Below are 23,065 nucleotides of genomic sequence, written 5' to 3'. Positions count from 1 at the left end.
GCGCCGGTCGGCCTGCCGGCGCGGTGACGGATCGCGCAATAGCGTGCGCCGGCGCAAACGTCCATACGCCGAGAGGCGAACCGACCCCGGCGAAGACGCGACGACGACGCGACGACGTCGCGACGGCGACATCGCACCGCGACGTCCCGACGGCCGGCCGGCTTGGCGGCGGGCGCCGGTCGTGGCTTACTTCCCGCGGGGACGCGAACGCCGCACGGGGACGTGCGGGAGAACCGGACGGAGTCCGACACCGGGGTGTCCATGACCGGCAAAACGACGACCGGGATTTCGGCGACCGCGACTTTGAAAACCGCGCCTGCGGCGGCCGGGATGCAGGTTCGCTTCTGGGGCGTGCGCGGCAGCGTCACCTGCCCGGGTCCCGCGACGCTCCGTTACGGCGGCAACACGGCCTGCCTGGAGGTGCGCTGCGGCGACCGGCTGATCATCTTCGACGCCGGCTCCGGCCTGCGCCTGCTCGGCCTGGCGCTCGCCGCCGGCGGGGAGACCGCCGTGCCGGCAACCGGCCGGCCAAAGCCGGTCGACGCCGACATCTTCTTCAGCCACTGCCATCTCGACCATGTCTGGGGCCTGCCGTTCTTCCAGCCGGCCTACGAGCCGGGCGCCCGGCTGCGCCTGTGGGCCGGCCACCTGCTGCCCGACCTGACGCTCGGCGAGGCGATCCGCCGTCTGGTCGGCCATCCGCTGTTCCCGGGCGGCGGCGACTTCTTTCGCGCCGACATCGGCTTCACCGACTTCCGCTGCGGCGACACGCTCAGCCCCCATCCCGGCATCGTGCTCGCCACGGCGCCGCTCGACCATCCGGGCGGCGGCTGCGGCTATCGGCTGGAGTACGGCGGCGCCTCGCTGGCCTATGTGACCGACACCGAGCACCGCGGCGGCGCGCTCGACCCGTCCGTGCTGGCGCTCGCCGCCGACGTCGACCTGTTCGTCTACGACTGCACCTACACGGAGGCCGAGTACGCGGCCCATGCCGGGCGCGGCCATTCGACCTGGCAGCACGGGGTGCGGCTCGCCGCGGCGGCCGGGGCGAAGCGCCTCGCGATCTTCCACCACGACCCCAGCCACGACGACCCGACCCTCGACCGCATCGCCCGCGAGGCCGAGGCGATGCGGCCCGGCACCCTGGTCGCCGCCGAGGGCCTGACGCTGCGGCTGCCCGCCGCCCCGGCCACCCGCCCGGCCGAGATCCGCGAGGACGACGGCACCCCCTGGCTTGTGTGATCCGCTTCACATAACGCGGGCGCGGCAGGGCCTATGGATCCGGCACACAGTCGTTGGAGGTGCCGATGTCCACCGTTCTTGCCCTGCCGCGCGTGAGCGAGACCGAGCGCCGCCCCGCAGCCGGCGCCAAGGCCCCGACCGATGTCGGGCTGATGGCCCGCATGGCGGCCGGCGACCGCGCCGCCCTCCAGGTCTTCTACACGCGACACCATGTCCGCGTGTTCCGCTTCGTCCTGCGCATCCTGGGTGACCGCACCCAGGCCGAGGACGTGATCAGCGAGGTGTTCATCGATGCCTGGCGGCAGGCCGGCCAGTTCGAGGGCCGCTCCGCCGTGTCGACCTGGCTGCTGGCGATCGCCCGCCACAAGGCCTACGCGGTGCTGCGCCGCCGGCCGACCGAGTCGATCGACGACGAGCGCGCCGCCGAGATCGAGGACGACGGCGAGACCCCGGACGTCACGCTGGAGAAGCAGAACCGCGCCGTGATCCTGCGCCGCTGCCTCGACGCCCTGCCGTCCACGCACCGCGAGATCATCGACCTCGTCTACTATCACGAGCGGTCGGTCGCCGACGTCGCCAAGGTGTTCGGCATCCCGGAGAACACCGTGAAGACGCGGCTGTTCTACGCCCGCAAGAAGCTCGCCGGCATGCTGGCCGCCGCCGGCGTCGACCGCGACTGGCTGTGATCTCGAGAGCCGCGGCGTAGCGCCGCGGCGAGACGACTCCCGCTCCCGGACGGCCCGCCGGCGCACCGTGCCGTCGACAGCACGGTTGACAGCCGCGACGGTAAATTCAAAGCTGGTCATACAAAGTAGAACAATGCTCGCACCAGCGCGGGCGATCGGGAGGAAGACCATGAAGACCGTCGTCACGGCCGCGTTCGCGGCCGGGCTCGCCGTGCTGTCGGCGACGCCGAGCACCGCCCAGGAGACGTTCCGGCTGCGCATCGCCTCCGGCCATCCGCCGGTGCAGACCTACGTCAACCTGATCACGACCTTCTTCGTCCCCGAGGTGACCAAGCGGGTCGCCGAACGCACCAAGCACAAGGTGCAGTTCGTCGAGGGCTACGGCGGCTCGATGGTGAAGGTCGCCGACACGCTCGAGGGCGTGCAGTCCGGCATCATCGACATTGGCGGCTACTGCTTCTGCTTCGAGCCCTCCAACCTGCCGCTGCACGCCTTCCAGGTGATGCTGCCGTTCGGCACCATGAGCCCGGCGGCGAGCGTCAAGCTCGCCCGCGAGGTCTACGACCAGGTGCCGTATCTCTCCAAGGTGCTGGAGGACAAGTACAAGCAGCGGCTGCTCGGGCTGATCGCCGACAACGGCTACAATCTCGGCACCACGTTCCCGTGGAAGACCGTCGCCGACCTCAAGGGCCAGAAGATCGCCGGCGCCGGGCTGAACCTGAAGTGGCTCGAATACGCCGGCGCGACGCCGGTGCAGTCCTCGCTGCCCGAGGCCTACACGTCGATGCAGACCGGCGTCTACAACGGCTGGATCATGTTCCCGTCCGGCTGGCTGCAGTTCAAGCTCTACGAGATCGGCAAGCACTATGCCGAGACCGGCTTCGGCGCCATCACCTGGCACGGCCTGACCATGAACACGGCCTCTTTCGCCAAGCTGCCCAAGGAGGTCCAGGACATCATCGTCGAGGTCGGCCGCGAGTACGAGGCGAAGACCGGCAGCGTCAACGAGGAGAACTACCCCAAGCAGCTCGACGAGCTGCGCAAGCTCGGCGTCGACGTGCGCAAGGTGCCGGACGAGGTGCGCGCGGAGTGGGCGCGGTCGCTCGCCGACTGGCCGAAGCAGAAGGCCAAGGAGCTCGACGCCCAGGGCCTGCCCGCCACCCAGGTGCTGGAGCTGACGCTGTCGGCCGCCGAGAAGCACGGCCACAAATGGCCGGTCCGCTACGTGGTGAAATGAAGGACGCGTAGAGAGATCTCTGGTCATTCCGGGGCGGCGCGCAGCGCCGAACCCAGAATCCAGCCGAGAGCTCCGCGCTTGCCGCTGGATTCCGGGTTCGCGCCTTCGGCGCGCCCCGGAATGACAACTCGGTCGATCGTCCCGAACGACCACGCGATCTTCGCGGCCGACATTCCACTCCCGTCGCCCGCCTTCACCCGCGCCCGGAGACCCCGCCCGTGTTCGATCGCCTGACCACGCCCGTGGTCCATCTGCTGCTCGCCGTCGCGGCCCTGATCATCTTCGCGCTCGGGTTCCTGGTCGTCGCCGACGTGATCGGCCGCGGCGTCTTCAACAGCCCGGTCAAGGGGACGCCCGAGCTCGTCTCGATGTCGATCGTGATCGTCTGCTTCCTGCTCGCGGCGCACGCCGTGCAGAGCGGCGGCATGCTGAAGGCTGACGTTCTGGTCGGCGCCTTCGGGGCGCGCGGCCAGGCGTTCTCGGAGCTCGCCTCCGGTGTGCTCGGCGCGCTGTTCTTCGGCCTGATCGTCTGGGGCGGCAGCGAGCCGGCGCTGCGCGCCTTCGTGGCCGGCGAGTACGAGGGCGAGGGCGCGCTGCGCGTGCCGGCCTGGCCGGCCCGCTTTGTCGTCGTCGCCGGCGCCGCGCTGGTCGTCGTCATCTATCTGGCCCGCGCCGTGCGGGCGCTCCGCATCCTGTTCGGCCGCGCCACGCCCCCCGACGTCGCCGCCTGACGTCCCGTTTTCCCGAGTCCTGCGAGGGTTCCGTGTTCGGCCACAGCGAGATGCTGATCGTCGTCCTGCTCGTGCTGGCGCTGGTGTTCGCCGGCGTCCACATCGCCGTCGCGCTCGGTATCACGGCGGCGTTCGGCATCTGGCTCATGATGGGCGACCTCGACGTGGTGCGGACCTTCGTGTCCAACACGGCCTACGAGGCGTTGCGCGACTACGTCTTCGCCGTCATTCCGCTGTTCATGCTGATGGGCGACCTGCTCGCCAAATGCGGCGCGGCGCGCGACATCTACGCGCTCGGCCATCGCTTCAGCAAATGGCTGCCGGCGCAGCTCGCCGCCGCCACCATCGTCTCGAATGCGCTGTTCGGCTTCGTCACCGGCGTGTCGATCGCGGCGGCCGCCGCCTTCTCGCGCATCGCCTATCCGGAGATGAAGCGCTACGGCTACCGGCGCGACTTCGCGCTCGGCTGTGTCGCCGGCAGCTCCTGCCTCGGGATGTTGATCCCGCCCTCGGTGCTGATGATCGTGTGGGCCGTGCTGACCGAGGTGTCGATCGGCAAGCTGTTTCTCGCCGGCGTCATCCCGGGCTTCCTCGCCGCCTTCGGAATGATCGCCTATGTGGTCGTCGCCGCCACGTTGAACCCGGCGCTGGTCGGCGGTGCGTCGCGATTCGGTGCCTCGAAGACGCAGCCGCGCGCCGGCGGCATCACGGTTGGCCGGCCGGCCGACACGGGCGATCCGCCGACCGGGCTGCCGAGCGAGGAGCCGATCGGACCGCTGCTGCGCTCGACCGGCCTCGTCGTCGCGTTGGTGATCGGCGTTCTCGCCGCGATCTGGCTCGGCCTGTGCACGCCCACCGAGGGCGCCGGCGTCGGCGCCGTCGGGGCGCTGGTGCTCGCCCTGATCAAGGGGATCACGCCGCGCGAGATCCGCGACGTGGTCATCGACGTCGGTCGCACCTCGGGGCCGTTGCTGCTGCTCCTGTTCTGCGCCCAGCTCTACTCGCGCGTGCTCTCGATGACCGGCTTCACCGAGGTGGCGAAGTCGTTCCTGCTCGCCACCGGGCTCGGCGCCTGGGGCATCCTGGCCGTCATGGTCGGCATCTGGTTCGTGCTCGGCACGCTGATCGATTCGATCTCGATCATCCTGCTCACCGTGCCGATCTTCGCGCCGATCGCCGCGCATCTCGGCTTTGATCCGCTCGCCTTCGCGATCATCGGCATCCTGGCGATCGAGACCGGCCTGCTGACGCCGCCGTTCGGCATCCTGGTGTTCACCGTGAAGGCCGCCGTGCCCGACAAGTCGGTCGAGCTCGCCGAGATTTTTCGGGGGGCGATCCCCTACTGGTTCGTGCTGCTCGCCGTGGTGATCGGCATCGCGGTGTTTCCGCAGCTCGCCACCTGGCTGCCGAGCCTGTGAGGTCGCCGAGCTCCGCGATGGTCATTCCGGGGCGGCGCACCGCGCCGAGCCCGGAATCCAGCCGAGTGCTCTGAGCTCGTAGCGGGATTCCGGGTTCGCGCCTTCGGCGCGCCCCGGAATGACGGATGGCTATCGACGGAAATCGGCATGAGCTCCGGTCGGACCAGCTTTGTATACGATCCTCGCCGCCGTTCGCCGGATTGCCACGGCCTTGGGCGCGACCTGCCGCCGGTTTGGCCTTGCGGAGGCGCGGGCGCGGCGACATCCTGAACGTCCCACCTCGCCGCTCTCCGGATGGAGCCTCCCCTGACCCGACCCGATCTCGACAGCCAAGGCCTGCGCGGCTTCCTGCGCATGGTCGAAGCCCGGTTTCCGGGCGAGCTCCTGCGCATCGCCGCGCCGGTGCGCCCGCATCTCGACATCACCTCGGCCGTGTTCGAGCTGGAGAAGGCCGGGCGCGACCCGGTGCTGGTGTTCGAGCAGGTCGACGGCCACGCGATGCCGGTGGTCACCAACACGACCGGCAACCGCCGCCTGCTCGCCGCCTGCCTGGACGTCCCGGTCGGCGACCTGCCGACCGCGTTCCGCGAGCGCTGCCAGCGCTACGTCCCCTGCGAGACGGTCGACGCCGCACCCTGGCAGGAGGTGACGCTCGAAGGCGACGCCGTCGATCTCACCACATTGCCGATCCCGATCCACTTCTCGGTCGATGCGGCGCCCTACATCACGGCCGGCCAGCTCGTCGCCCGTGATCCCGTCACCGGCGTCGACACCACCGGCTTCCATCGGCTGATGCTGAAGGGGAGGAACCGGCTCGGCGTGTCGCTGCATTCGCGCCGACGCATGTGGGAGTTCCACCGCCGCGCCGAGGAGCGCGGCGAGCCACTGTCGGTGTCGATCACGCTCGGCGTGCATCCGCTGCACTACATGGGCTCGATGGTCTACGCGTATCCGCCCGCGGTGCGGAAGTTCGAGATCGTCGGCGGCCTGTTCGGCGAACCCTATCGGCTCGCCCGCTGCGTCAACGGGCTCGAGGTGCCGGCCGGCGCCGAGATCGTCATCGAGGGCGAGATCCTGCCGGGCGTGCACGAGCCGGAGGGGCCGTTCGGCGAGTTCACGGGCTACGCATCGTACCGCAGCACTCAGAACGTGTTCGTCGCGCATCGCCTGCACATGCGGCGCGACGCCATGTTCCATTCCGTCGCCTCGGGCATGGCGAAGGATCACATCCTGGTCTCGTGCATCACGCGCGAGGGCGAGATCCTCAACACGCTCCGCCGCAACCTGCCCAACGTGATCGCCGTGCACGTGCCGCACACCACCTGCGGCGCCTTCATGGCCTTCGTGAAGATGCGCAAGACCGCCGAGGGCGAGCCCCAGCAGGCCATCATGGCGGCGCTCGGCACCGAGTTCTACACCAAGTACGTGATCGTCGTGGACGAGGACGTCGACATCTTCGACATGAACGACGTGATGTGGGCCGTGGCGACGCGGGTGCGGGCCGAGCGCGACATCGTGATGGTGCCGGGCTGCAAGGGCGCGATCCTCGACCCGACCTCGGACCCGCAGACCTTCACGCTGACCAAGATGGGCATCGACGCCACCCGCCCGGTCGGCAAGGACTTCGCCGAGCGCCTCACCATCTCGGATGCGCAGCGCGCGCGGGTGCGGGGCATTCTGCAGAGCGCCGGCGTGGCGGTGTGAGGGCGGCGGAGCTGTTCGGGCTCGTGTCCCGGACGCGGTGCATGGCACCGCGAGCCGGGACCCAGGGCGATGATGCGAAGCGCCTCCCGAGAATCGTTGTCGCTCGACCGTCCCAGGGCAACTCCGCGCTCGGGGCTCACCCCCCTCCCCAGCCCTCCCCCACAAGGGGGGAGGGAGCAGGCTGCGGCAAAGCGCCGAGCGCTGCCACGAGACACGAATAGTGAGCACGAGTCTCGAATGGGGAGACGAGGTGCGCGAACGGCGCGGCGTCGCGGTTCCAGCGTTCCCTCCCCCTTGTGGGGGAGGGACAGGGAGGGGGGTAGCCCCACCACGCGCGAACCTGTCTAGGACAGAAGTTCGGCCGACTCGAGAACGGTCAGCGTGCCGCGAAGCTGCGCAGCGTGCCGCGGCGGTTCGAGGCAAGGGCGAGGGCGGCACGCTGGGCCGCGGCAGGGCTTTCGAAGCGGCGCTGATCGAGCGGATAGTATTGGGCGGCCGCGGCGATGAAGGTGTAGTCGTTGCCGCCATCGCGAATCACGATCCCGACCGTGGTGTCGTCGACTTCCACGGCGAAGGCGTTGTGAGTGGTATCGCGTGGTCGTTCCGACGCGGGGCGTGAGAAAGAATCACTCTGAACGAGGCTCATCGTCGGTTCCTTGTCGTATCGGAGCCCACGAAGTCGCTTCGTGGCGCTTTAGCGCTTGGTGACGCGGCGCAAGCTGCTCCATCAAATCCCGCGGCCGCCCGTGCACATATCGTGCCTGCTTGACGGCGAGACGACGATGCCCCGGACGAGGGACCAAGACAAGCCGACGAATATTCTTGTTTTCGATTGTGTCGGAGGCGGAAATTTCGCTGGCGCATCCAACACTAACGAGGTTCTCCACAGGGCGGTAAAGCGTCGCGTTTCGGGTGCGGCGCACAATGCCGCCTTCGCCCGACGGGTCGGGCAGCCCAGCCCGAGCGCCGAACCGGAACGCACGCTGCGGGCCCCGGCGCCGGCGCGACGGAGCCACCGTGACTCCTCGCGGGAGACGTTCTCGAGCGCCTCGACCGTCATCGGCATCGCGACTAAGGTCCGCCCGATTCTCTCAGCGGCACGGCGACGGGGCATGGCGCAGCATTCGGTTTCTTCTCTCGGGCCTTCGCCCGAGCGCCGGCCGAGCGCGCTGTCGGTCCTGAACACGGTGTTCGGGCTGCCCTCGTTCCGGGGCGCCCAGGCCGAGATCGTCGATCATGTCGCGGGCGGCGGGAGCTGCCTCGTCTTGATGCCGACCGGCGGCGGCAAGTCGGTGTGCTACCAGGTGCCGGCGCTGATGCGCGAGGGCTGCGCCGTCGTCGTCTCGCCGCTGATCGCGCTGATGCGCGACCAGGTCGCCGGGCTGATCGAGGCGGGCGTCCGCGCCGCGGTGCTCAACTCGACCCTGTCGTGGAGCGAGGCCGCCGAGGTCGAGCGCCAGGTCGCCGCCGGCGAGCTCGATCTCCTCTACGTGGCGCCGGAGCGGCTGCTGACGCCGCGCTGCCTCGCCCTGCTCGAGCGCGCGCGGCTCGCCCTGTTCGCCATCGACGAGGCGCATTGCGTCTCGCAGTGGGGGCACGACTTCCGCCCGGAATACATCGGCCTCTCGGTGCTGGCCGAGCGGTTCCCGTCGGTGCCGCGCATCGCGCTCACCGCCACGGCCGACGCGCGCACCCGCGCCGAGATCGTCGAGCGGCTCGGTCTGACGGACAGCCCGGTGTTCGTCGCCAGCTTCGACCGCCCCAACATCCGCTACGAGATCGTCGAGAAGAAGAGCCCGCAGCGCCAGCTCGAGGCCTTCATCGCGGAGCGCCACGCCGGCGAGGCCGGGATCGTCTACTGCCTGTCGCGCGGCAAGGTCGAGGACACGGCGGCCGCGCTGGTGCGGGCCGGCATTCCGGCGCTGCCCTATCACGCCGGGCTCGACGCGGCGGTGCGGTCGCGCCATCAGGACCGCTTCGTCGACGAGGACGGCGTCGTGATCGTCGCGACGATCGCGTTCGGCATGGGCATCGACAAGCCGGACGTCCGCTTCGTCGCGCATCTCGACCTGCCGAAGAGCATCGAAGCCTATTATCAGGAGACCGGGCGGGCCGGCCGCGACGGCAAGCCGGCCGAGGCGTGGATGGCCTATGGCGTGTCGGACATCGTCCAGCAGCGCCGGATGATCGACGAATCGACCGGCACGGACGCCTTCAAGCGGGTGTCGCGGGAGAAGCTCGAGGCGCTGGTCGGGCTGGCCGAGACGGCGGGCTGCCGGCGCGCGCATCTGCTCGGCTATTTCGGCGAGCGGTCGGGAGCCACCTGCGGCAACTGCGACAACTGCCTGTCACCTCCAAAACTGTGGGACGGCAGCGTGGCGGCCCAAAAACTTCTCTCCTGCGCCTATCGGACCGGCCAGCGGTTCGGCGTCGCGCATCTGGTCGATGTTCTGCTCGGCCGGCCGAACGAGCGCATCGCGGCGCTGCGCCACGACACGCTCTCGGTCTACGGCATCGGCGCCGAGATGACGGACAAGCAGTGGCGCGCCGTCGCCCGCCAGCTCGTCGCGCTCGGGCATCTGGCGCCCGATCCCGAGGGCTTCGGCGGCCTGCGGCTGACCGACACGGCGCGCGGTGTGCTCAAGGGCGAGACGGCGGTGTGGCTGCGCGAGCCGACCAGCGGGCGGAAGGCCCGCCGCGACCGGCCGCGGGGCGGCGCGACGCTGCCGGCCGACGCGGCGAGCGCCGCGCTGATCGGGCAGCTGAAGGCATGGCGAGCGGGCGTCGCGCGGGCGCGCGGCGTGCCCGCCTTCGTGGTGCTGCACGACACGACGCTCGACGCCATCGCGGCGTCGCGCCCGACCACGCTCGATCAGCTCCGCGGCGTGCCCGGCATCGGCGAGAAGAAGCTCGAGCACTACGGCGGCGACCTGGTCGCCCTGGTGCGGGCCGCCGACACGCCGGAGTGACGAAACTGCTCACACGGTGGTCAGCAAAGGCCCCTGGCACTGACCCGTCATCCTGAGGTGCTCGCCCGCAGGGCGAGCCTCGAAGGATGCGGCCCGGGCCGCCGCCCTTCGAGACCCGGCTTCGCCGGGCACCTCAGGGTGACGGAGAGAGTCGAAGTCGAGGGCCCCCGGCCTGATCCGGCCTTTCGCCGTCACGCCATGTTGTGCAGCCCGGCGTCGACATAGATGGTGTCGCCCGTCATGCCCGACGCGCCGCCGCCGACCAGGAAGGCGACCGTGCGCCCGACCTCGGCGATGTCGACCAGCCGGCCGACCGGGCTGCGCGCCACCGCGTCGGCGACCAGCTCGTCGAAGGCCGCGATGCCGCTCGCCGCCCGCGTCTTGAGCGGCCCCGGCGACACCGCGTAGACCCGCACCCCGGCCTCGCCGAGCTCGGCCGCCAGATAGCGCGTGGTCGCCTCCAGGGCCGCCTTCACGGGCCCCATGACGTTGTAGTTGCTGACCACCTTGTCGGCGCCGTAGTAGCTCATCGTCAGCATGGCGCCGCCCGGCCGCATCAGCGGCTCGGCGAGCCGCGCCATCTCGATGAACGAGTAGCACGACACCCGCATCGCCTGGGCGAAGCCCGCCTCCGAGCAGTCGATCACCCGGCCGTGCAGATCCTCGCGCGGCGCGTAGGCGATCGAGTGGATCAGGAAGTCGAGGTGGCCCCACTCGGTCTTGATGCGGTCGAACACCGCCGCGGTCTCGCCGGCCTTCTCCACGTCGAGCGGCATCAGGAGGCTCGCCTGGATCTGCTCGGCGAGCGGCTGCACATACTTCAGAGCCTTGTCGTTCAGGTAGGTCAGCGCCAGCTCGGCCCCGAAGGCACGCAGCTTGGCGGCGCAGCCGAACGCGATGCTGTGCTCGTTGGCGACGCCGACGACGAGCCCGCGCTTGCCCTTCAGCATGTCGCCGATCCTCGTGTCCGGGTCCCACACCTTGGGCAGCGGATCGATCGGCCTGGCAGCAAAAGTCATGTCTCGGTCCTTCATTGGCATACGCGAGCGCCGCGCGGTCCGGCCCGGAGTCGTCCGGACGAGACCGGCAGAGCGACGCTGAACGCGGCGCGCTCCCGGAGTCGGACGTCCAGAGAGCCCGAAGTCACCGGCGGTCCGTCGAGGACCCGGGCCATGGACGCGGTGACGAACGGAGTGGCGAGCAGCATGGCGGCCGACACGATGCATCCTACCATCACGGTCAGGAGCGGTAACGGCACCATGTCGCATGGCCGAAAACCGATGGCTGATCTGCGTGCGGCGAAATGCTTACGACGTCGACCGGGTCGACAGACGACCGGGCTGGACGCGGTGGCACGCCCGCGCCCCGTTTGATCTGGAACGCGGGCGCGCCGGAGCGACGCCGGCGTGGTGCCTCACGCGGCGTCGGCCCAGCCGACGGCGCTGCGGCCCTTCAGGCCGAGGATGGTCCGTGCCTCGTCCGCAGACGCAATCTCGAGGCTCAGCTCGCGGGCGATACGGACGATCGCCTCGACCTGCTCGGCGCTGCTCGTCGCGAGCCGCCCCGGGCCCATGTAGAGATTGTCCTCGAGCCCCACCCGGACGTTGCCACCCATCGTCATCGCGAGCAGCGTCATCGGGAGCTGGGCGCGGCCGGCCGCGCAGCACGACCAGACGAAGTTTCGAGGCCCGATCACCTTGCGGGCGGTCTCCACCATGAACACGAGGTTCTCCGGCGTCGCCGCGATGCCGCCCAGGATGCCCATCACGAACTGCAGATACAGCGGCGCCTTCAACACGCCGGTGTCGAGCAGATACTTGACGTTGTTGATCATGCCGACGTCGTAGATCTCCAGCTCCGGCTTGGTGCCGACCGCGTCCATGGCCCGCGTGAACGCCGTGATGCTGCGGAACGTGTTGGGGAAGATCAGATCCTCGGTCGACTTGAGATAGGGGATCTCCCAGTCGTATCTCGGCGTCTCGATCTTGTCGGCGAGGCGATGGATGGCGAAGTTCATCGAGCCGGCGTTGAGCGAGGCGAGCTCCGGCCGCAGGATGCCGACCGGCTTCACCCGCTCCTCCGGGCTCATGCCGAGGCCGCCGCCGGTGGTGACGCAGATCGCCGCGTCGCACTGCGCGTGGATGGCCGCGGCGATGTCACGGAACACGCCGATGTCGCTCGACGGACGGCCGTCCTTCGGGTCGCGGGCGTGGATGTGGACGACCGCGGCCCCGGCCTTCGCGGCGCCGACCGCCTGGTCGATCACCATGTCGGGCAGATACGGGAAGTGCGGCGACAGGCTGGGGACGTGGATGCCCCCGGTGATCGCCGCGGTGACGACGAGCTTGCTCATCGTGATCGCTCCTGTCGGTCGCGCGCGGCCGGGTCGCACCCGGCCGGCGAGACCAGCGTGATCGAGCCGCCGCGGACGGCGGCTATCATGCAGCCGGCTTCTCCGCCGGATGCGCGTGGTGGGCGGTGTCGTCCTCGCGGCGGATGCGCAGCGCGACGGCCCGCGTCGAGGGACTGACCTCGGGCTCGAAATACGCCTCGTAGGCTTCCTTCGGCGGAGCGGACGTCAGATAGACGCCGATCAAGGTCGCGACGAGCGACAGGGTGGCACCGACCGCGAACGGATTGGAGAACTCCAGCAGCTTGGCGACCACATAGACGCTGGTCCCGACCAGGATGCCGGCATAGGCTCCCGAGCGGTTCATCCGGCGCCAGAACAGGCCCAGCCAGACCGGCCACATGAAGGCCGCTCCGAACGCGCCGTAGACATAGGTGAAGCCCATCGCGAGCAGGAGCGGCGGCTTGATGGCGCTGAGAACCGAGAGAGTCCCCAGGACCAGCACGGTCCAGCGCAGATGCCGCGTCGCCTTCGCGTCGTCGAGCCGGCCCTCCGGACGGAGGGCCCGGTAGATGTCGTAGTAGAGCGAGGTGCCGCAGTTCAGCAGCATCGAGTTGGCCGTCGAGATCGCCGCCGCCAGGATGGCGACGAGCGTCATGGCGCCGACGAAGGCGGGCGCGTGATCCTGGACGATCAGCGGCATGATGTAGTCGGTGGTCTTGCCGGCCGGCAGGCTGGGCAGCAGCATCTTGGCGCCGAGGCCGATCACGATCAGGCAGACGAAGATCGGGATCAGGACGACCACGGTCCACATCATCTGCAGCACGGCCGCCTTGGTGTTCTTCGGCGCCATGAAGCGGTTGATCCAGTGCGGCGCGACCGATGCCCCGAGCGCGTTCGACATGAAGATGCCCATCAGCACCGACCACCCGAAGGTGCCCTCGGGCGACAGCAGCACCCCGGGCTCCAGCGGCTTGCCGCCGACATTGATCGGTGCGGTGGTCTGCGCGAGGTTGTCGAGGATCGGTCCGATGCCGCCGGTCGCGTAGAGGACGGCGCCGGTGCCGAAGACCAGGCCGATCAGGATCAGCACGGCGTTGAGCGTGTCGGTCGCGGCCACCGACCAGAAGCCGCCGAGCGAGGTCAGCACCAGCAGCGCCAGGAAGGCGAAGATGGCGTACTCGTAGGGAATGCCGGTGATCGTGTTGAACACGATGCCGAAGCCGACGACCTGCAGGTGGCAGAAGATGAAGTAGCCGACGAACATCAGCACGGCGACGACGAGCTGCAGCGCGCTGACCTTCTCGAACGGCTCGAACCGCATGCGGATGAATTCGGGGAAGGTCCGGGCCGGGATCTCGGGGCGACGGACCTTGTAGGCGAGAATCGGCATGATCGACGTGGCGAGGAACCAGCCCGCGACCCAGCCGATGATCGCCGCGACGCCGGTGCGGTAGAGATAGCCCGGCACACCCATCACCGAGGCGACGCTGACCCAGGTGGCGACCGAGGTTCCGACCCCCAGCAGCAGGCCCATCCGGTGGCCGCCGGTGGTGAAGTCGGACAGCGTCTCGACCTGCTTCATGCTCTGCAGGCTGGTCCACGCCAGGAACGCGAGATATCCAGCGAAGACGACGACATAGGAGACGGTCATGGCGCTCATGTCGGCCTCCTATTCGTAACGGAACAGCTTGCCGGTGGCGCCCCAGCGGCGCACGCCGGACCGCTCGATCAGGCTGCACAGATAGACCGCGACGGCGACGCAGAACGCGATGCTCGCCCCCCAGAACAAGAGTGCTGTCAGCATTTTCCATCCCCGTTTCGAGTTGTTGTGCGGATCGGTGCGGGCCCCTGACGGGGCGCACGCCTGGACGGCCCGGATCGGTCAGCGCGCCGTGTAGCCGCCGTCGACCGGGAGCAGGACGCCGGTGATCGACTTGGCGCCCTCGCTGCACAGGAACGCGACGGTCGCGCCGATCTCGGAGGCGTCGATCAGCCGGCGGGTCGGGTGGTTCTGCGTGAAGACCCGGTCCATCGCTTCCTCCTCGGTGCATCCGAGCACCTTGGCCTGATTGGGAAGCTGGCTCTTGATCACGTCGGTCAGCACGGTGCCGGGCAGGATCGCGTTGCAGGTGATGCCCTCGGGCGCCACCTCCAGCGCGACCGCCTTGGTCAGGCCGGCGAGGCCGTGCTTGGCCGAGACATAGGCGGGCTTGTGGGGCGCGGCGATCACGCCCATCACCGACGAGATGTTGACGATGCGGCCCCACTTCCGCTCGAGCATGCCCGGCAGCACGGCCTTGATCAGGTGGAACGGCGCGTCGAGCATCACGGCGCGCAGCAGGTCCCACTTCTCCTCCGGGTAGTCGACGAGCGGCGCCACGTATTGCAGCCCGGCGTCGTTGACCAGAATGTCGATATGGCCGAACGCGCGGATGGCGTCGGCCGCCAGGCCGCGCGTCTGCTCCGGCGAGCTCAGGTCGGCGCCCGAATGGATGACCGTCACGCCATGCGCGTCGGCGATCTCCCGGCACAGGCGCTCCGGCACCCCCGCCGGCGCGATGCCTCCGATCATCAGGTTGCAGCCATGGCCGGCCAGCGCCTGGGCGATCCCCAGCCCGATGCCGCTGGTCGCGCCCGTCACGATCGCATTTCGATTTTTCAGCATGTCTGACCCCGGCAGTTTTAGAGCCCGGGCTACTCTCCGCCTCCACTCTACAACCGTCAAGATCACATATCAGTGATCTGTGATCACACCTATCACGCTGACATCCACTCCCTGCTTGTCGCAGGCGTCACGCCACCGCGATCTGATCGCCGGCCAGTCGGACCAGCCCAGAAGGCGCGGTGTGTGCAGTGCGATAATCAGGGCGGCGAAGGCGCTGGCGCGCGCGCCGCCGGCGGGCCCGTTCGCCCGGGGACGGCCGCCGGCCGCGGTCGATTGACTCCGCCGGATCAGGGACATACACCGAAGCGAAGCGGATCGGCGCTTTACACTGCGACGCGGCGTCGATTGTGACGGCCTGCGCCGTGCGGCATGCTCGCCGGGCTCGGCGCGCCGGATAGTCCATCGATGTACGACAGCCTGCCTTCGATCGACGTCTCCAGCTTGCAGGAGCGGGTGTACCAGAGCCTGCGCCACGCCCTGCTCACCGGCCACTTCCAGCCGGGCGAGCCGATCTCGATTCGCAAGCTCGCCGACTCGCTGGGCACCAGCCCGATGCCGGTGCGCGAGGCCCTCAAGCGGCTGATGGCCGAGAAGGTGCTGGTGCAGTCGTCCAGCCGCCAGATCCGCGTCACCCCGTTCGACCCGAAGCTGCACGAGGAGTTCGTCCGCATCCGGATGGAGATGGAAGGCTACGCGGCCGAGCGGGCGGCGCGGGTGCGCGACGCCGGGCTCCCCGACCGCCTCCGCGCCCACGACGCGGCGATGGTCGAGGCCGCCGCCCAGGGGCGCGCCGACCTCGCCCTCGCGGCAAACAAGGCCTTCCATTTCGAGATCTACCGGGCGGCCGGCTACCCGCAGCTCGTCGAGATCCTGGAGAACCTGTGGCTGCGCACCGGCCCGTTCCTGGGGACGATCGGCCGCGAGCCGGTCAATCTCGACACCTTCTTCGGCAATGGCCACCATTTCCACAGCCGCGCCATCGAGGCGATCGTGGCCCGCGACGGCAAGAAGGCGCGCCGCGCCATCTCCCTCGACATCCGGGTCGGGACGATGTTCCTGCGCAAGGTCTACGTGCCTTACGACGCCGCCCGCACACCGCCGGCCGCACCCACCCGGATCGCCGCCCCGCCCACGAGCTGACCGGCCGGTTGGCGACCGGCACGAAACCTCCGGGAACGAAACCTCCGGGAACGAAACCGCCGGGAACGAAATCTGCTGGAACAGAACCTGCAAGACTTCGTCCCGGTGGCCCGCGCCACCGGCGCCGGACGGTCGCGTTCCCGCGCTCGGCGGCCGGACACCATTGAACCGACTTGATTTCTCGGAGCCGACGGAGAGACCGACATGCCGCTCTACGGCTATCATTGTGCGACGTGCGACAAGGATTTCGAGCTCTTGGTGCGGGCTTCCGACACGCCCGCCTGCCCGACCTGCGGCAGCGCGGCGCTGACGCGCCTCGTCTCCCGCCCGGCAGCGGAGGGCCGCAGCAAGGACCTGATCCGGTCGGCCCGCGCCCAGGCGGCCCGCGAAGGTCATTTCAGCCATTACGGCCGCTCCGAACGACCCAAATGAGCCCGGCCCGAACGATCTCGCCGTGACGGCGCCCGTCACGGCAGGTGGCGGCCTTCGTCGACCCGCACCTCGATCCCGGTCGAGCTCGTCAGATGGAGGACGCAGGCCAGCACCGCGTCCGCCACGGCGTCGGCCGACGTGATCTTCTTCAGCGGCGTGCCCTCGGCGATCTTCTCCAGTGCCCCCGGCGCACGACCGCGCACGAAGCCGGTGTCGACGGCGCCGGGCGACACCGTGACGACCCGGATGCCGGGCGCGAGAATTCTCGCGAGCGCGACCGTGAGGGCGTGCACGCCCGCCTTGGCGGCGCAGTAGGCGAGATTGCTGCCGACCCCGGTGAGCGCCGCCACCGAGCCGATATTGATGATCACGGCCGCGGGCGCCGCCTGCATCAGCGGCAGCAGCGTGCGGATCACGGCGAACGGCCCGCGCAGGTTCACCTTCGTGATCTCGTCGAAGATGTCGTCGGTGAGCGCGGCGAGATCGCGGGTCGGGACGGTGGTGGAGCGGCCGGCCGAGTTCACCAGCACGTCGACCGACCCGAACGCGTCCGCGATCCGCGCAGCCGCGGCCGCGAGGCTCGCGGCGTCGTCGATCGCCATCGGCACCGCGACATGCCCGCTGCCCGGCAGTTCGGCCGCGACACGCGCGGCCTGCGCGGCATCGGAATGGAAGCCGACCACCACCCGGGCGCCACCCGAGGCGAGGAGCCTCGCCGTGGCGAGCCCGATGCCGCTGGTCGCGCCGGTGACGACGGCGGTCTTTCCGGTGAGGTCGAAGCTCATGACGGTCTTTCCGGCTGATCGGCTCTGTCCTTACCCTCTCCCGGAGGGCTGGCGTGGGCACCGATTTCACGCCGCTGGGATCGGCCGCACAGGGACGGTGACGCGGGCATCCTCCAAGGTCGCGGCAAGTGCGGCGTGGCTCCCTCTCCCCAGCGGGGAGAGGGCTGGGGTGAGGGGGTGCCGACGCCGATTGTTTCATCGAGAGGGCGGCACCCCCTCACCCGGATCTCGCGCCGTTGCGCGAGATCCGACCTCTCCCCGCTGGGGAGAGGTGAAAGGTCGCGCCGTTTGTTTCTCACGTCACGCTCCGCAGGTCCGGGTCGCTCGCCAGCGCGGTCTTCAGAATCTTGCCGAGCGGCGAGCGCGGCAGGCCGTCGCGGACCGAGACGCCGGCGAGGCGCTGGATGCGGCCGAGCCGGCCGTTCGCCCATTCGCGCAGCGCGCCGGCCTCAATCTGCCGTCCGGGATGCGGGACCACGAAGGCATAGGGCGTCTCCCCCCAGCGGGCGCTCGCGGCGCCGACCACGGCGGCCTCGGCGACGTCGGGATGGGCGAGCAGCACGGCCTCGAGGTCGCCCGGATAGACGTTGAAGCCGCCCGAGATGATCAGCTCCTTCTTGCGCCCCTGCAGGATCAGGAACCCGTCGGCGTCGAAGGCGCCGAGATCCCCCGAGCGGAAGTACACGCGGCCGTCCGGCGCCTGCCAGCGCAGCGCCGCGTCGGCGTCTGGCCGCCGCCAGTAGCCCGTCATCATGAAGGGCGACCGCCCGACCACCTCCCCGGTCTCGCCTAGCGCGACCTCGCGGCCGTCCTCGCCGATCAGACGGACGTCGTTGCCGGGCGCCGGCCGGCCGACCGTGTGCAGCTTGTCCGGATGCGCGGTCGCGTCGAGGATCAGGGTCACGCCGCCCTCGGTGACGCCGTAGACCTCGACGAACCGACCGGGCCAGCGGGCGAGAATCTCGCGCTTGAGGGCGAGCGCCATCGGCGCGCTGGTGCATTGCGCGACCCGGAAGGTGGAAAGATCGTGATCTCCGAAGCCGGGATGCGCGAGCAGGCGCTGATACTGCACCGGCACCAGCATGGTGTGGGTCGCACGCTGCCGCACCGCGAGGCCGAGCCAGGCGGCGGCGTCGAACTTCTCCATCAGCACCACATGGCCGCCGTGGAACAGCGTCGCCAGCAGCGGCAGCAGCGTGGTGTTGGAGTAGAGCGGCGTGGAGAGCAGCATGACGCTGTCGTCGCCGAGACCGAACAGGCCGCGCGCCGCCTGGCGGTCGCGCATGCCGTGCGAGTGCACGATGCCCTTCGGCACGCCCGTCGTGCCGGACGAGTAGATGATGTTGAAGCCGGCCTCCGGCGGCATCGCGACCGGCCGGGTCGCGGGATCGCCGCGACCGAGAAAGTCGTCGAAGCCGATCACGTCGGCGATGACGGGCGACGGCGCGGCGTCGCCGATCCTGATCACGGGTGCGGCCGCGAGGCCCGCCACGGCGTCGGCCCCCGCCGCATCTACGACGACCAGCGCCGGGTCGCAGTCGGCGATCAGCCGCGCGAGATCGTCGCGATGCAGCGAGGACGGCAGCGGCACCGCGATGCCGCCGACCGCGACGCTGCCCAGATAGGCGACGACGGCCTCGACGCCGTTGCCGGCCAGCAGCGCGATCCGCTCGCCCGGCGCGATGCCGGCGCGGCCGACCGCGCCGGCGAACCGAGCCACCGCATCCGCGAGCCCCCGCCAGCTCAGGCGCTGCGCGCCGACCGTCAGGGCAGCCGCGGCCGGCGCCGCGGCGGCGCGGGCGAAAATGCGGACGAGCACGCTGTCGCGCGGCTCATGCTGCTGTGCCACGGTCGCGCTGCGGGCAACGGCGTCGGTCGCGATGGTGTCGGTCATGCGGCCCTCATGCGTTCGCGACCAGCAGGATGTGCTCGGCGGCGACGGCGGGCCGCTCCGCCCCTTCGATCTCGAAGGTCTGGCGGGTGACGATGCGGGCGCCCATCGCATGCGGCGCGACCGCGACGAGGGCGAGCGCCAGCCGGACCCGCGAGTCGACCGGCACGGGCGCCACGAAGCGCAGCTTGTCGTAGCCGTAGTTGAGCCCCTTGCCGCGCCGGCGGATCGTGTAGATCTGGCGCTGCAGGCGGGGTCCGAGCGACAAGACCAGGAGCCCGTGCGAAATGGTGCGGCCGCCCGGCATCTCGGCCGCGGCGCGCGCCGTGTCGACATGGATCCAGTGGTCGTCGCCGGTCAGCGCCGCGAAGCCGGCGAGCATCGGCTGATCGATGGTCGTCCATGCGGAATGCCCGAGATCCTGCCCCTCGTGGGCCTTCAGATCCATCGGGGTCTCGACCGTGATCATTCCCCTCTTGCCCTTCTCGCGTCGTGCGGTGGCCGGCGTCGTCGGCGCGGGCGGATGGTTTCGGGAACGCCCCGTCGGCACAATCGGGCTCTGGGTGCGTTCCACGATGTGGAACGAACAGGTGGGTCGGCTGCGGCCGGCCCGGTCGGCGCGGTAGATCACCTGGCCGACGATGCCCCATCCCCCCGTTCGTCCCCGCGAAGGCGGGGACCCGGAGGCGACACGGCACGCGGCCCGTGGATCCCCGCTTGCGCGGGGATGAGCGGAACCGGGATCGACAGCAGCAAGTCCCGCCGGAGCAGCGCATGCGAGTCATCGAGATCACCACCCCCGGCGGACCCGAGGTGCTGCGCCTCGCCGAGCGGCCGCGACCGGAGCCCGGCCCCGGCGAGGTGCTGGTCCGGGTCGTCGCCGCCGGCGTGAACCGGCCCGACGTGCAGCAGCGCCGCGGCTTCTACCCGCCGCCGCCCGGCGCCTCCGACATTCCGGGGCTCGACATCGCCGGCGTGGTCGAGGCGGTCGGCGCCGACGTTGATTGGCCGCGACCGGGCGACGCGGTGTGTGCCCTCGTCACCGGCGGCGGCTATGCCGAGCACTGCGTCGTGCCGGCGCCGCAATGCATGCCGCTGCCGGAGGGCTTCGGCTTCGTCCAGGCGGCGGCCCTTCCGGAAGTGTTCATGACGGCGTGGAACAACCTGATCTGGCTCGGGCGACTGGCCGAGGGCGAGACCGTGCTGATGCAGGGCGGCACCAGCGGGGTCGGCCTCGCCGTGATCCAGATCGCCCGGCATCTGCGCCGCGCCCGCGTCTTCGCCACGGCCGGCACGGCGGAGAAGCGCAACGTGCTGGCGGGCTTCGGGGTCGAGGCCGCGGTCGACTACCACGGCGACTGGGACACCGAGTTGCGACGCCTGACCGGCGGCCGCGGCTTCGACGTCATCGTCGACGGCCAGGCCGGCCCCTACACGGCGCGCCAGATGGATCTGCTCGCCGAGGACGGCCGGCTGGTGCTGCTGGCGAGCCATCTCGGGACCCGGGCCGAGATCGACCTGCGCGCCGTGGTGCGGCGCCGGCTCACCCTCACCGGCTCGACGCTGCGGCCGCGCCCGCCCGCCTACAAGGGTCGGCTGGCGAGGGAGCTGATCGATCAGGTGTGGCCGCTGCTCGCCGACGGCAGCATCACGATGCCGATCTGCGCGACGTTCCCGCTCGATGCGGTCGCCGAGGCGCATGCCGTGCTCGACGCCAACGCCCAGATCGGCAAGGTGGTGCTCGTCGTCGATCCGGCCGGCGTGTAAGAGAGGACACGGGCGGGACGACCAGGAAGCGGGGCCGGAAACCGTGACATCGCCGCGTTCGGTCCAGTCGGTCGTCAGGGCGCTGGCGCTGCTGCGCGCCGTCAATCAGCGCCGCGTCTCGACCATCGCGGATCTCCACAAGGACACCGGGCTGCCGAAGCCGACCATCGTGCGCTTGCTCGGCACGCTGGTGGCCGAGGGCTACATCCTCAACGACAAGCATCTGGGCGGCTATTGCGTGACGTCCCTGGCGCCGACGCTCGGCGCCGGCTTCCACGGCGCCCCCATGGTGGTGGAGGCGGCGCGACCGTGGTGCAGCGACCTGACGCGGCGGCTGAAATGGCCGATCGCCATCGCCATGCTGGACGGCGACGCCGTGGCGGTGCGGTTCTCGACGATTCCCGACAGCCCGATGTCGCCGTTCCACGCGACCCTCAACATGCGGCTCAGCCTGGTGTCGCGGGCGCTCGGCCGCGCCTATATCGCGAGCTGCCCGGCGGCCGAGCGCAGCGCGCTGGTGAAGAAGCTGCGCCGCTCGGACAACCCCGAGGACCGGCCCGCCAACCTGACCGCGACCATCGCCGGCGTGCGGGCCTTCGTCGGCACGCACGGCTACGCGATCCGCGATCCCCGCGTCGAGCCGAAGTCCTCGTCCACCATCGCCATGCCGATCCGGCAGGGCGACCGGGTGCTGGCGACCATCGGGCTCACCTATTTCCGCTCCGCCGTCACGGCCAGGACGCTCGACGAGGTGCTGGTGCCGGCGCTGCGGACCGCCGTCGACGGCATCGAGGCGAGCTATGCCAGCCTCGTCGCCGGCCGCATCCCGGCACCGGCCGACGGCGCATCGTGAGGCCTCCGCCGGCGCCCGCAAGGGGCGACGCGCGGGGCATTCCACGATGCGAAACGCGCCGACTTCGCCGTCCCGGCCGCCGGCCCATGCCCTAGGCTCGCCCCGACCGTCGGCCGGCCGGCGCTTGCGCCGCCGTCCCTTGTCCCGCCGTCCCTGCGCCGGCGTGGCCGCATCGCCATCAGCCGCTTCGCCCGAGAAGGACCACCGATGCCCCAGAGCGAGCCCACCCCGCTGTCCGCCGCCGTACCCGACTCGGTCATCGATGGGCTCATGCGCGGGGCCGTCGACCTGCACGTCCACAGCGGCCCCTCGGTGATGCCGCGGCTCGTCGACCATATCGCCGCGCTGGAGGAGGCCGGGGCCGCCGGCATGCGGGCGATCCTGTTCAAGGACCACTATTACCCGACCGCGCCGATCGTCGAGCTGATCCGCGAGCGCCATGCCGGCACCGGGGTCGAGCCGCTCGGCGGCCTCGTGCTCAACAACGCGATGGGCGGATTCAATCCTTATGCGGTCGAGCACGCGCTCAAGCTCGGCACCCGCATCGTGTGGATGCCGACCGTGTCGGCCGCGAACCACATCCGCGAGGGCCACAACAAGAAGCTGCTGGTCGCCAAGTCGGCGATGCGCAAGCCGACCGCCCTCACCGTGGTCGACCCGCACGGCGATCTCGTGCCCGAGGTCATCCCGATCCTGGAGCTGATCGCCGAATACGACGCCGTGCTGTCCTGCGGCCACCTGCACATCAGCGAGGCCTGGGTGCTGTTCGAGGAGGCGAGGAAGCGCGGCTGCAAGCGGCTCCTGGTCAACCACCCGCCCTACACGGTCGGCGCGGTACCCAAGGACGTGAAGCGCCTTCTCGATCTCGGCGTGATGATCGAGCACTCCGCCTGCCTGTTCATCGATTGCCGGTTCAAGGTCTACTCGGCCGAGCAGCTGAGGGCGTGGATCGACGCCGCCGGCGTCGCCAACACGTTCTTCGGCTCCGATCTCGGCCAGGTGGACTGCCCGTCGCCGGTCGAAGGCATGCGCATGATCGCGCGGCTATGCCTGTCGCTCGGCTACAGCGTCGACGAGGTTCGCCAGATGATCTCGACCAACGCCATGCGGCTCGCCGGCATCGGCGCCAACGCGGCCGCGGCGGCGTGACGTCGGCGTGACGGCCGTCGCCCCGACGAGGGCCCGCCGGGCG

At 70.3% G+C, this 23,065-nt stretch carries 22 protein-coding genes; 12 read left to right on the top strand and 10 right to left on the bottom strand.

Annotated features, from left to right (window positions below; translation table 11 throughout):
* Nucleotides 1–330 precede the first annotated feature (330 nt).
* From ABTU92_RS08955 to ABTU92_RS08945, 3 genes are all read left to right on the top strand, one after another.
* Nucleotides 331–1,242 (top strand): MBL fold metallo-hydrolase, encoded by a 912-nt coding sequence (locus ABTU92_RS08955; RefSeq protein ID WP_408089735.1) that lies wholly within the window; start codon nt 331–333, stop codon nt 1,240–1,242.
* Between the two features lie 65 nt (nt 1,243–1,307).
* Nucleotides 1,308–1,928: a sigma-70 family RNA polymerase sigma factor gene (locus tag ABTU92_RS08950; protein ID WP_408089733.1), complete on the top strand. Its 621-nt coding sequence runs from the start codon at nt 1,308–1,310 to the stop codon at nt 1,926–1,928.
* Between the two features lie 169 nt (nt 1,929–2,097).
* Nucleotides 2,098–3,165 (top strand): C4-dicarboxylate TRAP transporter substrate-binding protein, encoded by a 1,068-nt coding sequence (locus ABTU92_RS08945; RefSeq protein ID WP_408089731.1) that lies wholly within the window; start codon nt 2,098–2,100, stop codon nt 3,163–3,165.
* A gap of 23 nt (nt 3,166–3,188) precedes the next feature.
* Here the strand turns inward: ABTU92_RS08945 and ABTU92_RS08940 are convergent, their stop codons facing one another.
* Nucleotides 3,189–3,338 carry a hypothetical protein gene (locus tag ABTU92_RS08940; RefSeq protein ID WP_408089729.1) on the bottom strand — a complete coding sequence of 50 codons (150 nt, stop codon included), beginning with the start codon at nt 3,336–3,338 and terminating at the stop codon, nt 3,189–3,191.
* 45 nt (nt 3,339–3,383) lie between these two features.
* Between ABTU92_RS08940 and ABTU92_RS08935 the strand changes: the two genes are divergently transcribed.
* The 3 genes from ABTU92_RS08935 to ABTU92_RS08925 all read left to right on the top strand — a co-directional run bounded on the left by ABTU92_RS08935 (nt 3,384) and on the right by ABTU92_RS08925 (nt 7,018).
* The gene (locus ABTU92_RS08935; RefSeq protein WP_408089727.1) at nt 3,384–3,896 is read left to right on the top strand and encodes a TRAP transporter small permease subunit; all 513 of its coding nucleotides are present in this window, start codon (nt 3,384–3,386) and stop codon (nt 3,894–3,896) included.
* Between the two features lie 32 nt (nt 3,897–3,928).
* Nucleotides 3,929–5,314: a TRAP transporter large permease gene (locus tag ABTU92_RS08930; RefSeq protein WP_408089725.1), complete on the top strand. Its 1,386-nt coding sequence runs from the start codon at nt 3,929–3,931 to the stop codon at nt 5,312–5,314.
* Between the two features lie 294 nt (nt 5,315–5,608).
* On the top strand, nt 5,609–7,018 hold the full coding sequence (locus ABTU92_RS08925; protein WP_408089723.1) for a UbiD family decarboxylase: 1,410 nt from the start codon (nt 5,609–5,611) through the stop codon (nt 7,016–7,018).
* A gap of 376 nt (nt 7,019–7,394) precedes the next feature.
* Here ABTU92_RS08925 and ABTU92_RS08920 read toward each other — a convergent pair whose 3' ends face one another.
* Entirely contained in the window at nt 7,395–7,664 is a 270-nt protein-coding gene (locus tag ABTU92_RS08920) for a hypothetical protein (protein WP_408089721.1), read from the bottom strand.
* A 466-nt stretch (nt 7,665–8,130) separates the two neighbouring features.
* Here ABTU92_RS08920 and recQ point away from each other — a divergent pair, with 466 nt between their 5' ends.
* Nucleotides 8,131–9,987 carry a DNA helicase RecQ gene (recQ, locus tag ABTU92_RS08915; protein WP_408089719.1) on the top strand — a complete coding sequence of 619 codons (1,857 nt, stop codon included), beginning with the start codon at nt 8,131–8,133 and terminating at the stop codon, nt 9,985–9,987.
* Nucleotides 9,988–10,178: 191 nt separating this feature from the next.
* On the opposite strand, the gene fabI is transcribed toward recQ, so the two are convergent.
* The 5 genes from fabI to ABTU92_RS08890 form a co-directional block, all read right to left on the bottom strand.
* Nucleotides 10,179–11,006 carry an enoyl-ACP reductase FabI gene (gene fabI, locus ABTU92_RS08910; protein WP_408089717.1) on the bottom strand — a complete coding sequence of 276 codons (828 nt, stop codon included), beginning with the start codon at nt 11,004–11,006 and terminating at the stop codon, nt 10,179–10,181.
* A gap of 395 nt (nt 11,007–11,401) precedes the next feature.
* Nucleotides 11,402–12,340 (bottom strand): 3-keto-5-aminohexanoate cleavage protein, encoded by a 939-nt coding sequence (locus tag ABTU92_RS08905; protein ID WP_408089715.1) that lies wholly within the window; start codon nt 12,338–12,340, stop codon nt 11,402–11,404.
* An 85-nt stretch (nt 12,341–12,425) separates the two neighbouring features.
* Nucleotides 12,426–14,000 carry a sodium:solute symporter gene (locus tag ABTU92_RS08900; RefSeq protein ID WP_408089713.1) on the bottom strand — a complete coding sequence of 525 codons (1,575 nt, stop codon included), beginning with the start codon at nt 13,998–14,000 and terminating at the stop codon, nt 12,426–12,428.
* A gap of 9 nt (nt 14,001–14,009) precedes the next feature.
* A complete protein-coding gene (locus ABTU92_RS08895; RefSeq protein WP_408089711.1) occupies nt 14,010–14,144 on the bottom strand; it encodes a hypothetical protein in 135 nt (44 codons plus the stop codon).
* 78 nt (nt 14,145–14,222) lie between these two features.
* Entirely contained in the window at nt 14,223–15,005 is a 783-nt protein-coding gene (locus ABTU92_RS08890; RefSeq protein ID WP_408089709.1) for a 3-hydroxybutyrate dehydrogenase, read from the bottom strand.
* 405 nt (nt 15,006–15,410) lie between these two features.
* On the opposite strand from ABTU92_RS08890, the gene ABTU92_RS08885 reads away from it, so the two are divergent.
* A complete protein-coding gene (locus tag ABTU92_RS08885) occupies nt 15,411–16,145 on the top strand; it encodes a GntR family transcriptional regulator (protein WP_408089707.1) in 735 nt (244 codons plus the stop codon).
* A gap of 204 nt (nt 16,146–16,349) precedes the next feature.
* Entirely contained in the window at nt 16,350–16,577 is a 228-nt protein-coding gene (locus ABTU92_RS08880; RefSeq protein WP_408089705.1) for an FmdB family zinc ribbon protein, read from the top strand.
* Between the two features lie 35 nt (nt 16,578–16,612).
* Here the strand turns inward: ABTU92_RS08880 and ABTU92_RS08875 are convergent, their stop codons facing one another.
* From ABTU92_RS08875 to ABTU92_RS08865, 3 genes are all read right to left on the bottom strand, one after another.
* Entirely contained in the window at nt 16,613–17,362 is a 750-nt protein-coding gene (locus tag ABTU92_RS08875) for an SDR family NAD(P)-dependent oxidoreductase (RefSeq protein WP_408089703.1), read from the bottom strand.
* Nucleotides 17,363–17,657: 295 nt separating this feature from the next.
* The gene (locus ABTU92_RS08870) at nt 17,658–19,256 is read right to left on the bottom strand and encodes a class I adenylate-forming enzyme family protein (RefSeq protein ID WP_408089701.1); all 1,599 of its coding nucleotides are present in this window, start codon (nt 19,254–19,256) and stop codon (nt 17,658–17,660) included.
* A 7-nt stretch (nt 19,257–19,263) separates the two neighbouring features.
* Nucleotides 19,264–19,722, bottom strand: coding sequence for a MaoC family dehydratase (locus tag ABTU92_RS08865; RefSeq protein ID WP_408089699.1), 459 nt, complete (start codon nt 19,720–19,722; stop codon nt 19,264–19,266).
* Nucleotides 19,723–20,027: 305 nt separating this feature from the next.
* Between ABTU92_RS08865 and ABTU92_RS08860 the strand changes: the two genes are divergently transcribed.
* The 3 genes from ABTU92_RS08860 (at nt 20,028) to ABTU92_RS08850 (ending at nt 23,022) form a co-directional block, all read left to right on the top strand.
* Nucleotides 20,028–21,020, top strand: a complete 993-nt coding sequence (locus tag ABTU92_RS08860) for an NAD(P)H-quinone oxidoreductase (RefSeq protein ID WP_408089697.1) — start codon at nt 20,028–20,030, stop codon at nt 21,018–21,020.
* Nucleotides 21,021–21,063: 43 nt separating this feature from the next.
* The gene (locus ABTU92_RS08855; protein ID WP_408089695.1) at nt 21,064–21,873 is read left to right on the top strand and encodes a DNA-binding transcriptional regulator; all 810 of its coding nucleotides are present in this window, start codon (nt 21,064–21,066) and stop codon (nt 21,871–21,873) included.
* Between the two features lie 270 nt (nt 21,874–22,143).
* Nucleotides 22,144–23,022 (top strand): DUF6282 family protein, encoded by an 879-nt coding sequence (locus tag ABTU92_RS08850; protein WP_408089693.1) that lies wholly within the window; start codon nt 22,144–22,146, stop codon nt 23,020–23,022.
* Nucleotides 23,023–23,065 lie beyond the last annotated feature (43 nt).

The organism is Rhodoplanes sp. SY1, from assembly GCF_046000175.1.
Lineage (GTDB): Bacteria > Pseudomonadota > Alphaproteobacteria > Rhizobiales > Xanthobacteraceae > Rhodoplanes.
This window is presented reverse-complemented; position numbering and strand designations above follow the sequence as displayed.

Excerpts from the sequence above, each read along its gene's own strand:
- fabI (WP_408089717.1), bottom strand. The coding sequence starts at position 11,006 with ATGACTTTTGCTGCCAGGCCGATCGATCCGCTGCCCAAGGTGTGGGAC.
- ABTU92_RS08865 (WP_408089699.1), bottom strand. The coding sequence starts at position 19,722 with ATGATCACGGTCGAGACCCCGATGGATCTGAAGGCCCACGAGGGGCAG.
- ABTU92_RS08880 (WP_408089705.1), top strand. The coding sequence starts at position 16,350 with ATGCCGCTCTACGGCTATCATTGTGCGACGTGCGACAAGGATTTCGAG.
- ABTU92_RS08895 (WP_408089711.1), bottom strand. The coding sequence starts at position 14,144 with ATGCTGACAGCACTCTTGTTCTGGGGGGCGAGCATCGCGTTCTGCGTC.
- ABTU92_RS08890 (WP_408089709.1), bottom strand. The coding sequence starts at position 15,005 with ATGCTGAAAAATCGAAATGCGATCGTGACGGGCGCGACCAGCGGCATC.
- recQ (WP_408089719.1), top strand. The coding sequence starts at position 8,131 with ATGGCGCAGCATTCGGTTTCTTCTCTCGGGCCTTCGCCCGAGCGCCGG.
- ABTU92_RS08920 (WP_408089721.1), bottom strand. The coding sequence starts at position 7,664 with ATGAGCCTCGTTCAGAGTGATTCTTTCTCACGCCCCGCGTCGGAACGA.
- ABTU92_RS08925 (WP_408089723.1), top strand. The coding sequence starts at position 5,609 with ATGGAGCCTCCCCTGACCCGACCCGATCTCGACAGCCAAGGCCTGCGC.
- ABTU92_RS08945 (WP_408089731.1), top strand. The coding sequence starts at position 2,098 with ATGAAGACCGTCGTCACGGCCGCGTTCGCGGCCGGGCTCGCCGTGCTG.
- ABTU92_RS08955 (WP_408089735.1), top strand. The coding sequence starts at position 331 with ATGCAGGTTCGCTTCTGGGGCGTGCGCGGCAGCGTCACCTGCCCGGGT.
- ABTU92_RS08900 (WP_408089713.1), bottom strand. The coding sequence starts at position 14,000 with ATGAGCGCCATGACCGTCTCCTATGTCGTCGTCTTCGCTGGATATCTC.
- ABTU92_RS08850 (WP_408089693.1), top strand. The coding sequence starts at position 22,144 with ATGCGCGGGGCCGTCGACCTGCACGTCCACAGCGGCCCCTCGGTGATG.
- ABTU92_RS08875 (WP_408089703.1), bottom strand. The coding sequence starts at position 17,362 with ATGAGCTTCGACCTCACCGGAAAGACCGCCGTCGTCACCGGCGCGACC.
- ABTU92_RS08905 (WP_408089715.1), bottom strand. The coding sequence starts at position 12,340 with ATGAGCAAGCTCGTCGTCACCGCGGCGATCACCGGGGGCATCCACGTC.
- ABTU92_RS08885 (WP_408089707.1), top strand. The coding sequence starts at position 15,411 with ATGTACGACAGCCTGCCTTCGATCGACGTCTCCAGCTTGCAGGAGCGG.
- ABTU92_RS08860 (WP_408089697.1), top strand. The coding sequence starts at position 20,028 with ATGCGAGTCATCGAGATCACCACCCCCGGCGGACCCGAGGTGCTGCGC.
- ABTU92_RS08950 (WP_408089733.1), top strand. The coding sequence starts at position 1,308 with ATGTCCACCGTTCTTGCCCTGCCGCGCGTGAGCGAGACCGAGCGCCGC.
- ABTU92_RS08870 (WP_408089701.1), bottom strand. The coding sequence starts at position 19,256 with ATGACCGACACCATCGCGACCGACGCCGTTGCCCGCAGCGCGACCGTG.
- ABTU92_RS08940 (WP_408089729.1), bottom strand. The coding sequence starts at position 3,338 with ATGTCGGCCGCGAAGATCGCGTGGTCGTTCGGGACGATCGACCGAGTT.